This is a genomic window from Actinomycetospora chiangmaiensis DSM 45062, assembly GCF_000379625.1.
In the GTDB taxonomy this organism is placed as follows: domain Bacteria; phylum Actinomycetota; class Actinomycetes; order Mycobacteriales; family Pseudonocardiaceae; genus Actinomycetospora; species Actinomycetospora chiangmaiensis.
Window position 1 is genome coordinate 206,729 of the sequence record NZ_KB903217.1, and the last position, 17,893, is coordinate 224,621.

General features: G+C 72.9%; 17 protein-coding genes. 13 read left to right on the forward strand and 4 right to left on the reverse strand.

The genetic code is table 11. The features are described from left to right. The first annotated feature begins 75 nt into the window (after positions 1-75). The 9 genes from A3CO_RS0101095 to dnaB all read left to right on the forward strand — a co-directional run bounded on the left by A3CO_RS0101095 (position 76) and on the right by dnaB (position 11,007). The gene (locus A3CO_RS0101095) at positions 76-483 is read left to right on the forward strand and encodes a DUF5318 family protein (protein ID WP_018330388.1); all 408 of its coding nucleotides are present in this window, start codon (positions 76-78) and stop codon (positions 481-483) included. A 65-nt stretch (positions 484-548) separates the two neighbouring features. After that, a complete protein-coding gene (locus A3CO_RS29445; RefSeq protein ID WP_051085792.1) occupies positions 549-3,254 on the forward strand; it encodes a transglycosylase domain-containing protein in 2,706 nt (901 codons plus the stop codon). A 5-nt stretch (positions 3,255-3,259) separates the two neighbouring features. Further along, positions 3,260-4,921, forward strand: a complete 1,662-nt coding sequence (locus A3CO_RS0101105) for a glycosyltransferase family 87 protein (RefSeq protein WP_018330389.1) — start codon at positions 3,260-3,262, stop codon at positions 4,919-4,921. Between the two features lie 141 nt (positions 4,922-5,062). After that, positions 5,063-6,058 (forward strand): hypothetical protein, encoded by a 996-nt coding sequence (locus A3CO_RS38870; RefSeq protein WP_018330390.1) that lies wholly within the window; start codon positions 5,063-5,065, stop codon positions 6,056-6,058. Between the two features lie 149 nt (positions 6,059-6,207). Further along, positions 6,208-6,540, forward strand: a complete 333-nt coding sequence (gene rpsF / locus A3CO_RS0101115; RefSeq protein WP_230750238.1) for a 30S ribosomal protein S6 — start codon at positions 6,208-6,210, stop codon at positions 6,538-6,540. Next, positions 6,540-7,085 (forward strand): single-stranded DNA-binding protein, encoded by a 546-nt coding sequence (locus A3CO_RS0101120; protein ID WP_018330392.1) that lies wholly within the window; start codon positions 6,540-6,542, stop codon positions 7,083-7,085. Before rpsF ends, A3CO_RS0101120 begins: the two co-directional genes overlap by 1 nt. Before the next feature lie 42 nt (positions 7,086-7,127). Further along, positions 7,128-7,364 (forward strand): 30S ribosomal protein S18, encoded by a 237-nt coding sequence (rpsR, locus tag A3CO_RS0101125; protein WP_018330393.1) that lies wholly within the window; start codon positions 7,128-7,130, stop codon positions 7,362-7,364. Between the two features lie 17 nt (positions 7,365-7,381). After that, positions 7,382-7,834: a 50S ribosomal protein L9 gene (gene rplI, locus A3CO_RS0101130; RefSeq protein WP_018330394.1), complete on the forward strand. Its 453-nt coding sequence runs from the start codon at positions 7,382-7,384 to the stop codon at positions 7,832-7,834. A gap of 557 nt (positions 7,835-8,391) precedes the next feature. Further along, positions 8,392-11,007, forward strand: coding sequence for a replicative DNA helicase (dnaB, locus tag A3CO_RS0101135; RefSeq protein ID WP_018330395.1), 2,616 nt, complete (start codon positions 8,392-8,394; stop codon positions 11,005-11,007). A gap of 63 nt (positions 11,008-11,070) precedes the next feature. Here the strand turns inward: dnaB and A3CO_RS0101140 are convergent, their stop codons facing one another. Beyond that, positions 11,071-11,973 carry an NADP-dependent oxidoreductase gene (locus A3CO_RS0101140; RefSeq protein WP_018330396.1) on the reverse strand — a complete coding sequence of 301 codons (903 nt, stop codon included), beginning with the start codon at positions 11,971-11,973 and terminating at the stop codon, positions 11,071-11,073. A gap of 93 nt (positions 11,974-12,066) precedes the next feature. Here A3CO_RS0101140 and A3CO_RS29450 point away from each other — a divergent pair, with 93 nt between their 5' ends. The 3 genes from A3CO_RS29450 to A3CO_RS37800 all read left to right on the forward strand — a co-directional run bounded on the left by A3CO_RS29450 (position 12,067) and on the right by A3CO_RS37800 (position 13,398). Beyond that, entirely contained in the window at positions 12,067-12,621 is a 555-nt protein-coding gene (locus A3CO_RS29450) for a MarR family winged helix-turn-helix transcriptional regulator (RefSeq protein ID WP_245561401.1), read from the forward strand. Beyond that, positions 12,618-13,166 (forward strand): carboxymuconolactone decarboxylase family protein, encoded by a 549-nt coding sequence (locus A3CO_RS39910; RefSeq protein ID WP_018330398.1) that lies wholly within the window; start codon positions 12,618-12,620, stop codon positions 13,164-13,166. Before A3CO_RS29450 ends, A3CO_RS39910 begins: the two co-directional genes overlap by 4 nt. Positions 13,167-13,239: 73 nt before the next feature. Next, positions 13,240-13,398 carry a hypothetical protein gene (locus A3CO_RS37800; RefSeq protein WP_018330399.1) on the forward strand — a complete coding sequence of 53 codons (159 nt, stop codon included), beginning with the start codon at positions 13,240-13,242 and terminating at the stop codon, positions 13,396-13,398. A 63-nt stretch (positions 13,399-13,461) separates the two neighbouring features. Here A3CO_RS37800 and A3CO_RS0101160 read toward each other — a convergent pair whose 3' ends face one another. The 3 genes from A3CO_RS0101160 to A3CO_RS0101170 are packed head-to-tail and all read right to left on the reverse strand — an operon-like array spanning position 13,462 to position 16,270. Next, a complete protein-coding gene (locus tag A3CO_RS0101160) occupies positions 13,462-14,676 on the reverse strand; it encodes an MFS transporter (RefSeq protein ID WP_018330400.1) in 1,215 nt (404 codons plus the stop codon). Positions 14,677-14,687: 11 nt separating this feature from the next. Then, positions 14,688-15,008, reverse strand: a complete 321-nt coding sequence (cutA, locus tag A3CO_RS0101165) for a divalent-cation tolerance protein CutA (RefSeq protein ID WP_018330401.1) — start codon at positions 15,006-15,008, stop codon at positions 14,688-14,690. Between the two features lie 8 nt (positions 15,009-15,016). Beyond that, a complete protein-coding gene (locus A3CO_RS0101170) occupies positions 15,017-16,270 on the reverse strand; it encodes an MFS transporter (RefSeq protein WP_018330402.1) in 1,254 nt (417 codons plus the stop codon). Between the two features lie 95 nt (positions 16,271-16,365). On the opposite strand from A3CO_RS0101170, the gene A3CO_RS0101175 reads away from it, so the two are divergent. Beyond that, entirely contained in the window at positions 16,366-17,790 is a 1,425-nt protein-coding gene (locus tag A3CO_RS0101175; protein ID WP_033413242.1) for an MFS transporter, read from the forward strand. Positions 17,791-17,893: the final 103 nt, after the last annotated feature.

A 17,893-nucleotide genomic window follows, 5' to 3' on the forward strand; every position in this document is an offset into this window, starting at 1 on the left:
CGGGGCGCCCCCCGCGACGATCTCGTCACACCGTGACCGGCGCGCTCCGGCCGGTCGCTGGTTACGCTGACGGCCGTGCGAAATCCCCGCCAGGTCGTCGACTACGCGCTGCAGCGTCGCGCGCACCTCGCCGACGTGGCTGCGGGACGGACGTCCACCGAGGACGCCTGTGACGCCGGGGCCTACCTGCTCCAGGCCGCCTCGTACCACGGCACGGCCACCCCGACGCCGTGCCCGCTGTGCCGGCGCGACGAGCTGGTCAACGTGTCCTGGGTCTTCGGCGACCGGCTCGGACCGGTGTCCGGATCCGCCCGTTCGGCCGACGAGATCGCTCGGTTGGACGACGCGGCCGGGGAGTTCACGGTCCACGTGGTGGAGGTCTGCCGTACGTGCCGGTGGAACCACCTCGTACAGTCCTACGTCTTGGGAGCGGACGACGCCTCGGGATCGGGTCGCCGTCGGCGTCGGACGGCTTCGCCCTGACGCCGCGGTGGGCGTGACCGGACGCGGAGTCCACGCCCGGCCGAGATGTCCCTGGGAGGCGCCACGTGACCGACGACCGTCGTGAGGACCGTCGTCCCGTCGGCGGCTCCGCGCCTCCGACCGCCGCGCCCCCGGCGCCCGGCGGACCCCGCGGGAACCTGCCGCCCGGCTGGTCCCCCGTGCCGCCCTCGGGCCGCCCCGGTCCGGGCGCCCCGAGCGGTCGTCCTCCGCAGAACGGCCAGAACCCCCAGAGCCCGCAGAACGGCCGCGGCGCCCCCGGTCCCGCGCCGACCCGCGTGGGCCCGACGCCCGGCGCGGAGCCGGGCCGACCCGCCGTCGGGAACGGGCAGGCCGCTCCGGGCGCGACGCGCGTCGGCGGGCCGTTCCCCGACACACGCGCTCCCGGTGGCGAGCCGCGTCCGGAGCCGCGCCTGCTGACCCACGACGGCTCGCGTCCACTGGCCACGGCCGGCGCGCCCGCCGGAGCCGCCACCCGTGTCGGCGCGCGTCCGGGGACCGCGCCGACGGCGGCCACCGACGTCGTGCAGGGCACGGCGGCCCCGTGCCGCAGCGGGGTGCGCACCCCCCCGCCCGCCGGGCCCCCGCCCGGACGCGGGGACGACGACGGGTCGGCGCCGGATCCGAAGCGCCGCGGGCGCCGGATCCGCCGGATCGTCTACGTCCTGGTCGCCCTGCTCGTGCTCGGCCCGCTGGTGGCCTTCGCGATCGGGTGGATCGTCTTCCGCATCCCGAGCCCGGACGACGCGACCAACAACCAGGTCGCCACCATCGCCTACTCCGACGGCTCGACCCTCGCGAGCCTCGCGCAGGCCGAGGGCAACCGGATCAAGGTGCCGCTCTCGCAGGTCCCGCTCCCGGTGCAGCACGCGGTGGCCTCCGCCGAGGACCGCAGCTTCTACACCAACTACGGCTTCGACCCCATCGGCATCGCCCGCGCGGCCTGGAACCAGGCGCAGGGCGGGGTCGGCGGCGGCTCGACCATCACCCAGCAGTACGTGAAGAACGTGCTGGTGGGCGACGAGCACTCCTACTGGCGCAAGTACCGCGAGGTCGTCATCGCGGCGAAGATCAACCAGGAGGAGTCGAAGGACCAGATCCTCGAGAACTACCTGAACACGATCTACTTCGGCCGTGGCGCCTACGGCATCCAGGCCGCGTCGCAGGCGTACTTCGGCCGGGACGTCTCGACGCTGAGCCCCAGCGAGGGCGCGATGCTCGCCGGGCTCATCCAGGCGCCGTCGAAGTGGGACCCCGCGGTCGACCAGGCCGGCTCCCAGCAGCGCTGGAGCTACGTCCTCGACGGCATGGTCGAGCAGAACTGGCTCTCGCGCGCCGACCGGCAGACCGCGGTCTTCCCGACGACCATCCCGCCGGCCAAGGCCCGCACCGGCATCCCGGGCAACGACCGCGGCCACATCGTCACCGCGGTCAAGGACGAGCTCGCCTCCTACGGCATCACCGAGCAGCAGGTGAACCAGGAGGGGCTCAAGGTCGAGACGACCATCGACCCGAAGCTCCAGCAGCAGGCGGCCGACGCGGCGGCGAAGACGCTCGACGGCCAGCCGGCCAACCTGCGGACCGCCCTGGTGTCGGTGGACCCGCAGAGCGGTGCGATCAAGGCGTACTACGGCGGCACCGACGGGCAGGGGTTCGACTACGCCCAGACCTCGCGGCAGCCCGGCTCGTCGTTCAAGCCGTTCGTGCTCCTCGCCGGGCTCGAGAAGAACCCGCCGATCGGACTCGGGACCACCTTCGACGGCTCGACGCCGCAGACGATCGCCGGGACCAAGGTCGAGAACTCCGACGGTGAGAGCTGCCCGAACTGTGACCTCAAGACGGCGATGACGCTGTCGATCAACACCGTCTTCTACCAGCTCGGTGTGCAGGTCGGTCCCCAGAAGGTCGCCGACGCCGCCCACCAGGTCGGTGTCGCCGCGGAGCTGCCCAACCCCAGCGGCGGCATCTCGATCGGTGACAAGGAGGTCCGCCCGGGCGACATGGCCTCGGCGTACGCGACCTTCGCCGCCGACGGCGTCTACCACAAGCCGCACCTGGTGACCCGCGTGACGACCGCCGACGGCCGCGTCCTCTTCGACGGCGGCACCCCGGCCGGCGAGCAGCGGATCAGCCAGCAGCTCGCCCGCAACGTCACCGAGTCGATGCTCGACGTCGCCTCCCACTCCCAGATCCCGCTCTCGGCGGGCCGCCCGGTCGCCTCCAAGACCGGCACCGTGCAGTCGTCGGTGAAGGGCCAGAACAACGACGCCTGGACGATCGGCTACACGCCGCAGATCTCGACGGCGGTGTGGGTCGGGACCGACGACAACTCGCCGATCAAGACCTCCGGCGGCGCCCCGATCTACGGCCGCGGCGTGCCCGGCCAGATCTGGCAGCGGTTCATGAACCAGGCCCTGCGCAACGACCCGATCCAGCAGTTCTCCGACTTCAAGGCCCTCGGCACCCCGGTCGCGCCGCCGAAGCCGCCGCCCGGCCAGGACCCGAACAACCCGGACGGGCAGCAGAACGGCCAGTACTGCGTCGACGGGGTCTGCGTGAACTACCCCAACGGGCAGAACGGCAACGGCGGCAACAACAACGGCAACAACAATGGCAATAACAACAACAACGGCAATAACAACAACGGCAACAACAACGGGAATAACGGCAACAACGGGAACAACAACAAGAATAAGAACAACAATCCCGACAACGGCGGCAACGGGAACGACCCCTTCAACCTGGGCAACTGACCCGCGTGTCCGCTGAGGCTCCGCCGACCCGCAACCGGACGCACGACCCCGAGTCCCTCGACGCCACGTCACGGGTGCTCCCCGCGCACGACGACGGGTTCGTCCGGGCGGCGAGCGCCGCGGTCGGGGGCCCGGTCGGGGCACACGCCGTCGTCGGGCGGGCGAGGTTCTTCACCCCGCTGCGGGTGGTCCTGCTGCTCGCGACGATCGTGCTGGCCCTGGGCTGGTTCGCGAAGGCGCCGTGCCTGCAGCAGTACGTCGACGGCTCGGGGCAGACCCAGCTCGACTGGCGCGACAGCCGCCAGTACGTGGCGATGTGCTACTCGGACACGGTCCCGCTCTACACGGCCGAGCGGCTCGACGAGGGCGGCGTCCCCTACGTGACGAGCTGGGTCGACCAGCGCGACGACGGCACGACCCAGGTGCGGTACATGGAGTACCCGGTGCTCACCGGGTTCTTCCAGTGGATGAACGCACGGCTGACGGCGGGGTGGCTGGCGCTCGGACTGCCGGCGGCGCTGCCCGTCGTCGTCTACTTCGACCTGTCCGCGTTCTGGCTGGCGCTCGCGTGGCTCGGCGTCGTGTGGGCGATGGTGCGGCTGCGGCCCGGGCGACCGTGGGACGCCGCGATCGCCGCCGTGTCGCCGCTCGTCGCCGTCCACGCCTTCACCAACTTCGACACCCTCGCCGTCGCCGGGGCGACCCTCGGCCTGCTCGCCTGGGCGCGGCGACGACCCGCCGTCGCCGGACTCCTGCTCGGGCTCGGGGCGGCGGCCAAGCTCTATCCGCTGTTCCTGCTCCTCCCGCTGCTCCTGCTGTGTCTGCGGGCGGGGCGGATGCGGGCCTGGTGGACCGTCGCGCTCACCGGGGTCGGCGCCTGGGCCGTCGTCAACGTGCCGGTGGCGGTGCTCGCGCCCGCGGGCTGGTGGGAGTTCTTCCGGCTCAACTCGACCCGGGCGGCGGACCCGGACTCGCTCTACAACATCGTCGCGGGCCTCACCGGCTGGTCGGGGTTCGACGGGCCGCTGTCCCCCGGGCAGACGCCGTCCGTGCTGAACGCGGTGACGGCGGTGCTGTTCGCGCTGTGCTGCGTGGCGGTCGCGGTCCTCGTGTGGCGCGCCCCGGTGCGGCCGCGCCTGGCGGCGATCGCGTTCCTCGTGGTCGCGGCGTTCCTGCTCACGAACAAGGTGTGGAGCCCGCAGTACTCGCTGTGGCTCGTCCCGCTGGCCGTGCTCGCCTACCCGCGGTGGAAGCCGCTGCTCATCTGGATGGCACTCGACGCGTTCGTGTGGGTCCCGCGGATGTACTACTACCTCGGCATCGCCAACAAGGGCCTGCCCGCACCGTGGTTCTACGGCGCGGTGGTGCTGCGCGACCTCGCCGTCGTCGCGATCGCGCTGCTGGTCGTGCGCAGCGTGCTGCGCCCGGAGCTCGACCCGGTGCGCCGGCGTCCGGGCCGACCCGGGCCGGCGCGGGTCGGGTCCGACCCCGACGGCGGGGTGCTCGACGGGGCACCCGACGCGGCCTGGTTCCGGCGCCGCCGCGGCGATCGTGGTGTCAGCGGCACCCCGGCGAGCGACCGGCCCCTCGTCGACGCCACCCGATCCGGGAACGTCCAGGACCCGCCCGGCCCAGGCCCGGGCGCACCCGCCGTGCCACGACCGTGACGGTTCGGTGATGGTCGCGTCACCTCCGGAGCAACCCGTCGTTGGGGTTCTCGTCGTCCTCTCCCGGGGCCCGCGCACGGGGCATGTGCTGGGTCGGGGTGGACGGCGGGGCAGCGTTGTTCTGAGAAGGGGTCGAAGCTGATGGGTGCGCGGTTCTCGCGTCTGGTGTCGGTCGCCGCTGCAGGAGGCGTCCTCACCGGGTCGCTGTTGCTCGGAGGCGGCGCCGCGCTCGCGGCGCCCGTGGCGCCGGCCGCGCCCGGTGAGGTCGTCCCGGCCCGGTGTGGCCAGACGGTGCAGGCGAGCCCGGGCGACTCGGTCCAGGTCGTCCCGCCGCTGGGCGCCTCGTTCCTCGTGCCGATCACCTCGGCCGCCGGCCCGCTGCAGTCGATCACGCAGCCGCTGACCGGGCTGCTCTGCCGCGTGCAGGTCCAGCTCGTCGAGCCGGTCGCCACCGCCGCGTCCGTCGTCGTGCCGCCGGCCGCGCCGCTCGCGAGCGCGGCCGCGTCCGCCGGTCGTGTGCTCGCTCCGCAGCCCGCCGCACCGGCCCCGGCCGCCACGACCCCGACCGCCGCGGCGGTGGCCCCGGCCGCCCCGCCGGCGGCGGTGGCCCCGGCGCCCGCGCTGCCCCCGGCCGCGCTGGCCGCCGCGCCCGCGTTCGCGCCGTCGTTCAACGGCCTGCCCTCGTCGTTCCTCGGCGCCGCCCCGGCCTCCGCGCCGGCCGGCCTCGCCGCGTACGACCCCGGGCAGCTGCTCGGCTCGGCGTTCCCGGGCCTCAAGGCCGGCGCGCCCGCGTACCTCGGCTACGACCCGGCGAGCGCGGTGACCACCGCCAGCCAGGTCCAGGCCCTGCCGGTCGACGGGCTGTCCGGCGGGACGGGCGTTCCCGTGATGCTCGCCGTGCTCGCCCTCGCCGGTGTCGCCGCCTTCGTCGTCCGCGCGATGGTGCTCCGCCGCGCGGCCGCCGCCGCCGCGCCGGTGGAGCCGCAGGACGGGCCGGCGGACGCCGACTACGCCGTCGGCTCGCTGGAGGAGCTCACCGCGGTGCACGGCGAGGCCCCGCGGTCGCCCGCGGTCGGCTTCCCGGCGGCGCGGTTCGACGCCGACGGCACCGAACTGACGGGAACCGCGCGCCACTGAGCTGCGTCGGAGCCCATGAGGGAGCAACTCGGGCGGGTCGGGGTCATCCCCGGCCCGCCCGAGGTCGTCCTCGGGGTCGCCCGTAGACTGGTCGGACCGAGTTCCCTCCTGCCACGGATCGTCCGTGGCCACCAGTCCATAGGAGGTGAGTGGTACTCGTGCGCCACTACGAAATGGTCGTCATCCTCGAGCCCAGTCTCGACGAGCGCACCGTCGCCCCGTCCCTGGAGACGTTCCTCAACGTCATCCGCAAGGACGGCGGCACCGTCGAGAACGTCGAGGTCTGGGGCCGTCGACGTCTCGCCTTCGAGATCGAGAAGAACGCCGAGGGCATCTACGCCGTCCTCGACGTCAACTGTGAGCCCGCCACCATCAAGGAGATGGACCGGCAGCTCGCGCTGAACGAGTCGGTGCTGCGCACCAAGGTCATGCGTCGTGACCCGAACGCCGGAGCGCGTCGGGGCAAGGCCGGCGCGAGCTAATGGCCGGCGACACGGTCATCACCGTGGTCGGCAACCTCACCGCCGACCCGGAGCTGCGCTTCACGCCGTCGGGCGCCGCCGTCGCGAACTTCACCGTCGCGTCGACCCCCCGCACCTTCGACCGCCAGAGCGGCGAGTGGAAGGACGGGGAGGCGCTCTTCCTGCGCTGCAACATCTGGCGCCAGGCTGCCGAGAACGTCGCGGAGTCTCTGACCCGCGGAGCGCGTGTGATCGTGTCCGGTCGCCTCAAGCAGCGCTCGTTCGAGACCCGTGAAGGGGAGAAGCGCACCGTCATCGAGCTCGAGGTCGACGAGGTCGGCCCCTCGCTGCGGTACGCGACCGCGTCGGTGACCAAGGCCAGCCGCTCCGGCGGCGGTGGAGGTGGCTTCGGCGCCTCCAACGGCGGCGGCGGTTACTCCGGCGGCGGTGGTGGTGGCGGGTACGGCGGCGGTGGCCAGTCCGGCCCGGCCGACGACCCGTGGGCCTCCGCGCCCGTGGCCGGTTCCTCCGGCGCCGGCGGGTACGACGACGAGCCCCCCTTCTGACGTACGCCAATCCCCAGAATTCGGCTAGGAGAAAGAAACACCATGGCGAAGCCGCCGGTGCGCAAGCCCAAGAAGAAGGTCTGCGCGTTCTGCAAGGACAAGAACCAGCTGATCGACTACAAGGACACCAACCTCCTCCGCAAGTACATCTCGGACCGCGGCAAGATCCGCGCCCGGCGGGTCTCGGGCAACTGCTCGCAGCACCAGCGGGACGTCGCCGTCGCCGTGAAGAACTCGCGTGAGATGGCGCTGCTGCCCTACACGTCGACCGCTCGCTGAGGAAGGGGACCCACGCGATGAAGCTCATCCTCACCGCCGACGTCGCCAACCTCGGTGGCCCCGGTGACCTCGTGGACGTCAAGGACGGCTACGGACGCAACTTCCTGCTGCCCCGCGGGCTGGCCATCGTCGCCACCCGCGGCGCGATGAAGCAGGTCGAGACCATCCGCCGCACCCAGGAGGGCAAGCGGATCCGCGACCTGGACCACGCCCGCGAGATCGCCGGCGAGATCCAGGGCCTCGGCAAGGTCACCGTCGCCGCCAAGTCGGCCGGCGAGGGCGGCAAGCTGTTCGGCTCGATCAGCGCCGCCGACATCGTGTCCGCCGTGAAGTCCGCCGGTGGGCCGAACCTCGACAAGCGTCTCGTCGAGATCTCGGGCCACATCAAGTCCACCGGGTCGCACTCGGTGCACGTCCGGCTCCACCCGGACGTGCGCGTCGAGCTCCCGCTGGCCGTGCAGGGCATCTGAGCCCTTCGTAGTCCCACCTCGGGCCCCGGACCGCGTCGTCGGTCCGGGGCCCGACGTGTGTCCGGGGCGTGCACGACGACGGCCCCCGGTCGCCGATCGGCGAGGGGCCTCAAGGTCGTCGTCACGCCCTGTGGATGACTCGGCCACGCTGCGCCGAGAGGTCACGTATCGGTCACCGCGCCGTCCGGCGACGGACGTCGGCCGGTCGTCGCCACGTCGCGTATCCGTGTCGCGACACGCCGGTGATCCCGCGCGACGACATGCCGATCCACTTGTTGTCCCCAGGGTGCACAGCGCGCTGAGCTGGGACGACGCCGAATCTGAGCGGGTTGCCAACAGGTTGTCCCCAGGTGCGCCCACCTGAGGAGCCTGTGCATGCCGGTCGGTCCCCAGTCCATGCACAGGGGCGTGCACACCACCGCCTCGCGGGCTCCGGCAGGGCGGCCCTAGCGTGCGCGTCGGCGGTGGGCGGCGGGTGATTGTCGGACCCTCGTGCGAACGTGCGTTCGACGGGACCTTCCGGTCCGGTCCGGACCACTCCTGGGAGGAGCGAATCGGTGGCGGTGCTCGACGAGCGGGGCGCGGGCGGACGCGACGGCGGGTTCGGGGGCCGCTCCCGGTCCGGTGACGGCGAGGGGCGCCCGGAGTTCGACCGGCAGCCCCCGCAGGACATCGCGGCCGAGCAGTCGGTCCTCGGGGCGATCCTGCTGAGCAAGGACGCCATCGCCGACGTCATCGAGCTGCTGAAGCCGGACGACTTCTACCGGCCCGCGCACCAGACCGTCTACGAGTGCGTGCTGGACCTGTACGGCCGCGGCGAGCCGGCCGACGCCGTCACGGTCTCGGCGGACCTCGAGCGCCGCGGCGAGCTGCTGCGCATCGGCGGCGCGCCGTACCTGCACACCCTCATCGCGAGCGTCCCCACGGCGGCGAACGCGTCCTACTACGCCGAGATCGTGGCCGACCGTGCCGTCCTGCGGCGCCTGGTCGAGGCGGGGACGCGCATCGTCCAGCTCGGCTACACCGGCGGCGACGGGGCCGACACCGACGACATCGTCGACCGCGCCCAGGCCGCCGTCTACGAGGTCACCGACCGGCGGGTCACCGAGGACTACGTGGCCCTCGAGGACGTCCTGCAGCCCACGATGGACGAGATCGACGCGATCGCCTCGCGCGGCGGCGTGTCCTTCGGCGTGCCGACCGGGTTCGCCGACCTCGACGACGTCACCAACGGTCTGCACGCCGGCCAGATGATCATCGTGGCGGCGAGGCCCGGTATCGGGAAGGCGCTCGCGCTCGACACCCCGCTGGCCACGCCCACGGGGTGGACCACGATGGGCGAGGTCGCGGTCGGCGACGAACTCCTCGACGCCGACGGTCGGCCCACCCGCGTCGTCGCCGCCACCGACGTCCTGGCCGACCGACCCTGCTACGAGGTGACCTTCTCCGACGGCACGGTCCTCGTCGCCGACGGGCAGCACCAGTGGCTGACCGATACGCCGGCGTCCCGCCGCTCGGAGCGGGTGCCCGCCGCCGTGCGTACCACCGAGGAGATCGCGGCGACCCTGCACGCCCCGACCGCCGACGCGCGGCCCAACCACTCCGTGGCCACCTGCCGTGCGCTGCAGCTGCCGGAGCAGGACCTGCTCGTGCCGCCCTACGCCGTCGGCATCTGGCTCGGTGACGGCACGCCCGACGGTGCGAGCTTCACGAGCGCGGACCCGGAGGTCGCGGCGCTCATCGAGGCGGACGGCCTGTGCGCACCGGCGCTGGGGACGAGGATGCGATTCGGCCTCCGGCTGCCTCCGGAGTCCGGTCCGGCCGAGCGTGCCTGCGTCGTGCGCGGCGCGAGCTTCGTGCCCGCCACGTCCCAGGAGCGCAGCTGCGGGCAGTCGTGCGGCGGGGCCCGGTCCGTCTCGGCTCCGGTCGCTGCACCGGCGTGTCCGGACTGTGGCGTGCCGACCTCCGGTCTCCTCCGCTGCCAGGCCTGCCATCACGCCCATGGCACGGTGCAGGGTCGGCTCCGCACGCTGGGCGTGCTCGGCGACAAGCACATCCCGGTCCAGTACCTGCGCGCGTCGGAGGAGCAGCGGCGGGCCCTGCTCGCGGGTCTCCTGGACTCCGATGGCACGGTGCTGCCGGACGGCATGGTCCAGGTCGCCGTCACCGATCGTCGGCTCGCCGAGGACACGGCCGAGCTGGTGTCGTCGCTGGGGCTGTGCTGCACGATCACCACGAAGCCGGTCCGCGGGCGCAGCGAGGCCTCCAGCACGTCCTCCCTGGTCACGTTCAGCACCACCGAGCAGGTCTTCCGTCTCGAGCGCAAGCGGCTCGCGCACAAGGAGCGGAGCCGCGCGACCTCCGACGCGCGGACGCGGCGCTACGTCACCGACGTCCGCCGCATCCCCTCGGTGCCGGTGCGGTGCGTCGAGGTCGACAACGCCGCGCACCTCTACGTCGCCGGACGGTCGATGGTGCCGACGCACAACTCGACCCTGGGGCTCGACTTCGCCCGCTCGGCGAGCGTCAAGCACGGCCTCACCAGCGCCGTGTTCTCGCTGGAGATGAGCCGGACCGAGATCGTGATGCGCATGCTGTCGGCCGAAGCCAAGATCCGGTTGGCCGACATGCGCGCGGGCACCATGACCGACGACGACTGGACCCGCCTCGCGCGCCGCATGAGCGAGATCTCCGAGGCGCCGCTGTTCATCGACGACTCGCCCAACATGACCATCATGGAGATCCGGGCGAAGGCACGGCGGCTCAAGCAGCGTCACGACCTGCGGCTGATCATCCTCGACTACATGCAGCTGATGACCTCGGGCAAGAAGGTCGAGAGCCGCCAGCAGGAGGTCTCGGAGTTCTCACGTCAGCTCAAGCTGCTGGCCAAGGAACTGGAGATCCCGCTCGTCGCCATGTCGCAGCTGAACCGTGGACCCGAGCAGCGCACCGACAAGAAGCCGCAGCTCTCCGACCTCCGTGAGTCGGGATCACTGGAGCAGGACGCGGACATGGTCATGCTGATCAACCGCCCCGACGCCTTCGAGCGCGACGACCCGCGCGCGGGCGAGGCCGACATCATCCTGGCCAAGCACCGCAACGGGCCCACCGCGACGATCCCGATCGCCCACCAGCTGCACTACAGCCGCTTCGCCGACCTGGCCCGGGGCTGAGCTGCCGCGTCGTCGCTCGTCGTCGACGGCGATGTCGGCGGCGACGCGGCTACGGCTCGACGCTCAGGGCAGCGTGACGACGACCTTGCCGTTGCCGGCCGCGGCGAGTTCGTGGGCCTTCACGATGTCGTCGAGCGGGAGGACGTGGGCGACCCGGGGCCGGTAGTGGCCCGCCCGCCCGAGCTCGGCGGCGACGGCGAGAACGGCGGAGTCGTTCGCGGCGTCGACGAGGTGGGTCCCGAGGCGGGCGGCGCCGTCGCGGTCGATGACCGTCACCACGCGCGTCGGGTCGCCGACGATCTCGACGAGATCGGGCAGGGCGTCCGACGCGGCAGCGTGCAGAGCGACGTCGACCCCCTGCGGGGCAAGGGCCCGGACCCGGTCGGGCAGGCCCGGTCCGTAGGGGGTCGGGAGGACGCCGGCGGCGCGCATGGACTCGTGGTTGGCCTCCCGCGCCGTGCCGATGACGGTGGCCCCGGCGTGCACGGCGGCGGCCGTGGCGGCGGTGCCGACGGCTCCGGAGGCACCGTCGACGAGCAGCGTGCGTCCCCGGAGGTCGCCGAACGGGGCCAGGGCCCGCAGCGAGGTCACGGCGCCGAGACCGGCCGCTGCCGCCTCCTCGACGCTCCAGGTCGACGGGACCGGGGCCCAGGCCGTCAGCACCGCGAACTCGGCCGTGGTGTCGGCGTGACCACCGAGTCCGAACACGAGATCGCCCGGCGCCACCCCTTCCACGTCCGGCCCGACCTCGTCGACGACGCCGGCAGCGTCACGACCCGGGATGGCGGGCAGGTCGAGGGGCAGGAACTCCGCCAGGGCGCCGGCGCGCAGCAACCAGTCGATCGGGTTCACGCTCGCCGCCCCGACACGGATGCGGATCGAGCCGGATCCCGCGTGTGGTTCGGGAGCGTCCTCGACGGTGAGGACCTCGGGGCCGCCGTAACGGTGGAAGCGCGCTGCGCGCATGGTGTGCTCCTGCTCGTCGCAATACTTGCTGCGGAAACCAAAGCTAGGAGCGGATACTTTCCGTGTCAAACATCGCTGGGTAGGCTCACGGCGGTGGGCGAGGACATGCTGGTCGGACACGAGGCACGGACGTGGTCCCTGCTGCTCGGCGTCATGATGTGGCTGCCCGCCGAGCTGGACGCCTACCTCGAGCGCGTCGCGGGCGTGAGCCACGCCGAGTACCAGGTGCTGCGCTGGCTCTCCGCGGGTGAGGACCGCGAGCTGCACATGACCCGCCTCGCGGCGACCGCCAACGTCACCCCGTCGCACCTGTCGCGGATCGTGGCCCGGCTCGAACGGCGCGGCTGGATCGAACGCGGGCCCGACCCCGACGACGCCCGTCGCACCCTGGCCCGCCTCACCCCGGTCGGGGCCGCGACGGTGGCCGACTGCGAGCCCGGTTACGCCGCCGAGGTCCGGCGCCTCGTCTTCGCCCACCTGCACCGCGACCAGGTCGATCAGCTCGCTCGCATCGCCGAGGCCGTCCTCACCCCGCTGCGCCCGGACTGCATCGCCGCCCTCCCCGGCCCTGAGCGGGCTGTCGGGCAGGCTCAAGCGGCCGGGACGCTGCCTCACGTCACGCTCGCGGAGGGCACCATCACCCCGTGACCCGACCTCGGCGCCTCCGACCCGACGAGCTGGATCCAGCCGCCCGCCGGGTCTACGACGCCATCGCGTCCGGCCCACGGGCCGGGAGCGGATTGGTGAACGACGACGGGTCGCTGCGCGGCCCCTTCGACGCGATGCTGCGCCATCCCGCCGTCGGCGAGCCGCTACAGGCCCTGGGCGCGGCGCTGCGGTACCGCGGGACGCTGTCCGACCGGTCCCGCGAGCTCGTGATCCTGCGGGTCGCCGGGGTGCGGGGCAGTGCGTTCGAGCGCGCCGCCCACGAGCCGATCGCCCGACGGGCCGGCCTGACCGACGACCAGCTCGCCGCGCTCGCCGCCGACGCCGTCGTCGGCTGGGCCGACCCCGTCGAACACACCGCCGACGTCGCCGCCCGGACACTCCTCCACCACGACCCGGTCGACGACGACATCCACCGTGCCTGGGTCGACGTCCTCGGCGAGGCGGGGCTCGTCGAGGTGACGGCGCTCGTCGGCTACTACGGCCTGCTCGCCGACCTGCTGCGCGTGTTCACGCCGGAGGCATGACGGCCCGATCGGACAGGTGACCCAGACCACGCCCGGGGTAGCCGACAGGGTCCACCACCGGAGAGGACCCGCCATGAGCACCGAGAAGCAGACCGACCCGTCGATGGTCGTCCCGCCCGCCGAGCAGCTGACCGGCGAGTCGGCCGAACCCGACCGCCCGGCGGTGTCCGACGTGTTCCCCGCCGGCGAGGCCGCGTCCGAGGAGCACCTGGAGCCGAACGAGGGGCCGTGATCGGTCGCGTCCGCCCCGACGTGAGGGGAGGAACCGAGCGCTCTACGCGCTCGAGGGTTCCCCTCACGCCGGAACACGGGGGCGCGTGGCCCGCAGCGGCACCACCACGACGACCGTCGCGGCGAGGAGCACCAGCAGGAACCCCACGGTCGCCGACCATCCCGCGACGCCGAACACGACGCCGCCCAGCGTGCCCCCGACCGACGAGCCGACGTAGTAGCTGAACAGGTACAGGCCGGACGCGACGGCACGGCCGTGCTCGGCCCGCCGTCCGACCCAGGCCGAGGCGACCGCGTGGCCGGCGAAGAAACCGACCGTCAGCAGGGCGAGCCCGGCGATGACGAGCGCGAGCACCGGGGCAAGCATGGCCGCCGCGCCGAGGGCGGCCACCCCGCAGGCCGCGAGCACGGTCGTCCGGGCGCCGAGCCGGCCCGTCAGCCGGCCGGCGACCGTCGAGGTCACCGTGCCCACCGCGTAGAGCACGAACACGAACCCGACGACCAGGTCGGGCAGCGAGAACGGCGGACCGAGCAGCCGGAAGGCCACGTAGTTGTAGGCGCAGACGAAGGTGCCCATGAGGAGCAGCCCCACCGCGAACAGCCGACGCAGCACCGGGTCCGCCAGGTGGGCCCGGACCTCGCCGAGCAGGTCGGACGCCGCGACGGGCGTCGGGGTGAAGCGGCGCGACGGCGGCAGCACCAGCCAGAAGACGAGCAGGCACGCCCCGGAGACGGCCGCGATGCCGCCGAGCGCGAGGCGCCACGAGCCGGTGAGGTCGTTCAGCGCGGACACCACGATGCGCCCGCCGAACCCGCCGACCGAGTTCCCGGCCACGTAGAGGCCCATCGCCCCGCCGAGGTGCCCGGCGTCGATCTCGTCGGCGAGGTAGGCCATCCCGACGGCGGGCAGGCCGGCCAGCGCGACGCCCTCCAGCCCGCGCAGCACCAGCAGCAGCCACAGCGACGGCGCGACCGCGGCGGCCAGGCCGAGCACCACGGCACCGGCGAGCGACCACAGCATCACCGGTCGTCGTCCCCACCGCTCGGACAGCGCCGAGGCCGGGATGATCGCGAGGGCCAGCCCGCCGGTCGTCACCGAGACCGACAGCGAGGCCGTCCCGGGCGAGACCGCGAACACGTCGACGAGTCGCGGGAGCAGGGGCTGTGTGGCGTAGAGCAGCGCGAACGTCGTGAACCCGGCGAAGAACAGCCCGACCGAGACGCGTCGGAACCCGGGGTCCCCGCGGCGCAGGGCATCGGTCCCGAGGTCGACGGACATCGTTGGTCAGGCTAACCGGACGATTCGTCCGCCAACCACGTCAGATACGTCTCGTGCCCGCCGTCGATCGGCAGGGTGATCACCTCGGGGACGTCGTAGGAGTGGTTCCCGACGATCCACTCGGTCGCCTCCGCCGCCCGCGTCGTCTTGACGACGAGCTGGTACTCCGACTCGACCTGCACCGCCCCGTCCCATCGGAACACGCTGCGGACCGGGCCGACGATCTGCACGCAGGCCGCGAGCCGCGCCTCGACGAGCCCGCGGGCGAGTCGCTGCGCCTCCGCGTCGGAGTCGGTGGTGGTCAGGACCGCGTGAGCAGTAATCCGTGCCATGACACGGATTAGTGCACACGGGCCGAAGGCACCTCGCCGAAGACGGCGCCGCGGGCCTCGGGGCCGAGCAGGAGCACGACCGCGGTGAGGACGAGGACCGGCACGATGACCGCGGCCAGCGCGAACGACCCGCCGTAGGCCGCGGCCAGGGCCGCCTGGATCGGCAGGTTGAACGAGGCGATCGCGTTGCCGAGCTGGTAGGTCACGCCCGGGTAGAAGCCGCGGACCTCGTCGGGCGAGAGCTCGGCGAGGTGCGCCGGCACCACGCCCCACCCGCCCTGCACCAGGACCTGCAGCAGGAAGGCCCCGAGCGTGACGAGCCCGAGCGCCGGCGAGTACGCGAACAGGAACACCACCGGGACCGCGAGGACCGCGCAGCCCGCGGCCGTACGCCGTCGCCCGAAGCGTTCCGAGAGCGCTCCGAAGTAGGCGCCGCCGAGGATCGCCCCGATGTTGTAGATGATCGCGACGACGGTGACGGCACCGGTGGAGGCGGAGAAGTCCTCCTTGAGGAAGGTCGGCACGAAGTCCTGCGTGCCGTGGCTCATGAAGTTGAACAGCGTCATGAGCACGATCAGGTAGAGGAAGCGGCGCAGCACCTTCGGCTGCAGGAAGACCTTGCCGGGCCCGACCTTCGTCAGCTCCACCTTCTCCTGGGTGCGCTCCCAGGCCTCCCACTCCCCCACGCGCGTGCGGATGAGGAAGGCGATCAGCGCCGGGATCGCGCCGAGGACGAACAGCCAGCGCCACCCGAGGTAGGGCGTCACCAGGAAGTTGGCGATCGTCGCGAGCAGGTAGCCCACCGGGTAGCCCTGCTGGAGCAGGCCCGACCAGAAGCCGCGCTTCTCCGGCGGGATCTTCTCCAGGGCCAGCGACGCCCCGAGGCCCCACTCGCCGCCCATCCCCAGGCCGAACAGGAAGCGCAGCACGACCAGGACGGTGAAGGTCGGCGCGAGCCCGGAGAGCACCTCCATCGCCGAGTAGAAGAGGACGTCGACCATCAGCGGGATGCGGCGGCCCTTCTTGTCCGCCCAGATCCCGAAGACCAGCGCGCCGATGGGGCGGGCGATCAGGGTCACCGTGGTGAGGAAGGCCACCTCGGTCGTCGAGCGACCGAATTCCTTGGCGATGTCGGACAGGACGAACACGACGAGGAAGAAGTCGAACGCGTCCATCGCCCAGCCCAGCCAGGCGGCCAGGAACGCGTTGCGCTGCTCGCGGGTGAGGCCCCGCGCCTGCTCGAGAAGTCCCGGACCGGCCATGGCCCAGGAACTTAGGCTCAACAACGGCGGTCCGGACACCCGTCGTCGGGAACGTCCCGGATGTCCACCCCGCGCCGGGGCCTAGGCTCGTGAGCATGGCGAACGATTCCGGCGGCGGCCGGCACCGCTGGCTCGTGCTCGGCATCTGCTGCATGAGCCTGCTCGTGGTCTCGATGGACAACACGATCGTCAACGTCGCCCTGCCGGCGATCCGCGCCGACCTCACTGCGTCGATCACCGAGCTGCAGTGGACCGTCGACGCCTACACGCTCGTGCTGGCCTGCTTCCTCATGCTGGCGGGCGCGACCGGCGACCGCCTCGGCCGCCGACGGACCTTCCAGACCGGCCTCGCCGTCTTCGGTCTCGGCTCGCTGCTCTGCAGCCTGGCGCCGTCGGTCGGCTGGCTGATCGCGGCGCGGGCCGTGCAGGGCATCGGCGGGACGATGCTGAACCCGATCGCGCTGTCCATCGTCACGAACGTCTTCGTCGACCCCCGTGAGCGAGCCCGGGCCATCGGCGTGTGGGGCTCCGTCGTCGGGATCTCGCTCGGGCTCGGGCCGGTGCTCGGCGGGCTGCTCACCGAGTCGATCGGCTGGCGGGCGATCTTCTGGGTCAACGTCCCCATCGTGCTCGCGGCCCTCGCCCTCACCGCGCGCTTCGTGCCCGAGTCGCGGGCCGACCACGCCCGCCGGCCGGACCCGGTCGGCCAGGTCCTGGTGGTGGTCCTGCTCGGGTCGGTCACGACCGCCGTGATCGAGGCGCCGCGGCTGGGCTGGACCTCGGCTGCGGTCCTCGGGCTCGCGGTGGCCGCCCTCGTCGCGCTCGTCGCGCTGCTGGTGTGGGAGCGACGGCGCCGCGAGCCGCTCCTCGAGCTCGGCTTCTTCGCGAGCGTCCCATTCTCCTCCGCGACGCTCATCGCGGTCTGTGCGTTCGCGGCCTTCGCCTCCTTCCTGTTCCTCTCGACGCTCTACCTGCAGGAGATCCGCGGGCTCTCCTCGCTCGCCGCGGGCCTCGCCCTGCTACCGGCCGCGGTCACCTCCACGGTGTGCGCACCGCTGTCGGGCCGGCTGGTCGCCACCCGCGGCTCCCGGCTCTCGCTGGTGGTCGCGGGGGTCGCGATGACAGCGGTCGCGCTCGCCCTCACGCAGGTCGGGCCGACCACCCCGGAGTGGGTCCTGCTCGCGGTCTTCGGCGTCTTCGGCGTCGGCTTCGGGCTGGTCAACCCGCCGATCACGAACACCGCGGTCAGCGGCATGCCGCGGGCGCAGGCCGGGGTCGCCGCGGCGGTCGCGTCGACCAGCCGCCAGGTCGGCTCCACCCTCGGCGTCGCGGTCAGCGGCACCTTCGTCGCCGCGGCGGTCACGCTGGGCTCCGGGCTGACGGCGGGGTGGGTGGCCGCGGCCGTCGCGACCGCCGTCGTCGGCGTGCTCGGCATCGTCGCGACGACGGCGCGGGCCCGGGCCAGCGCGGACCGGGTGGCCGAACGGTTCGCCGAGGAGGCCGCCCCGGCCCGGGTCTGACACGTCCGACGAACGCTGTGACCGCTGAGCGAACCCATCGTGGGACATCGACCACTGTGAAGCGCGCGCCAGGGCTCGTGCGGGCACCCTGGGCCCCCCGCGC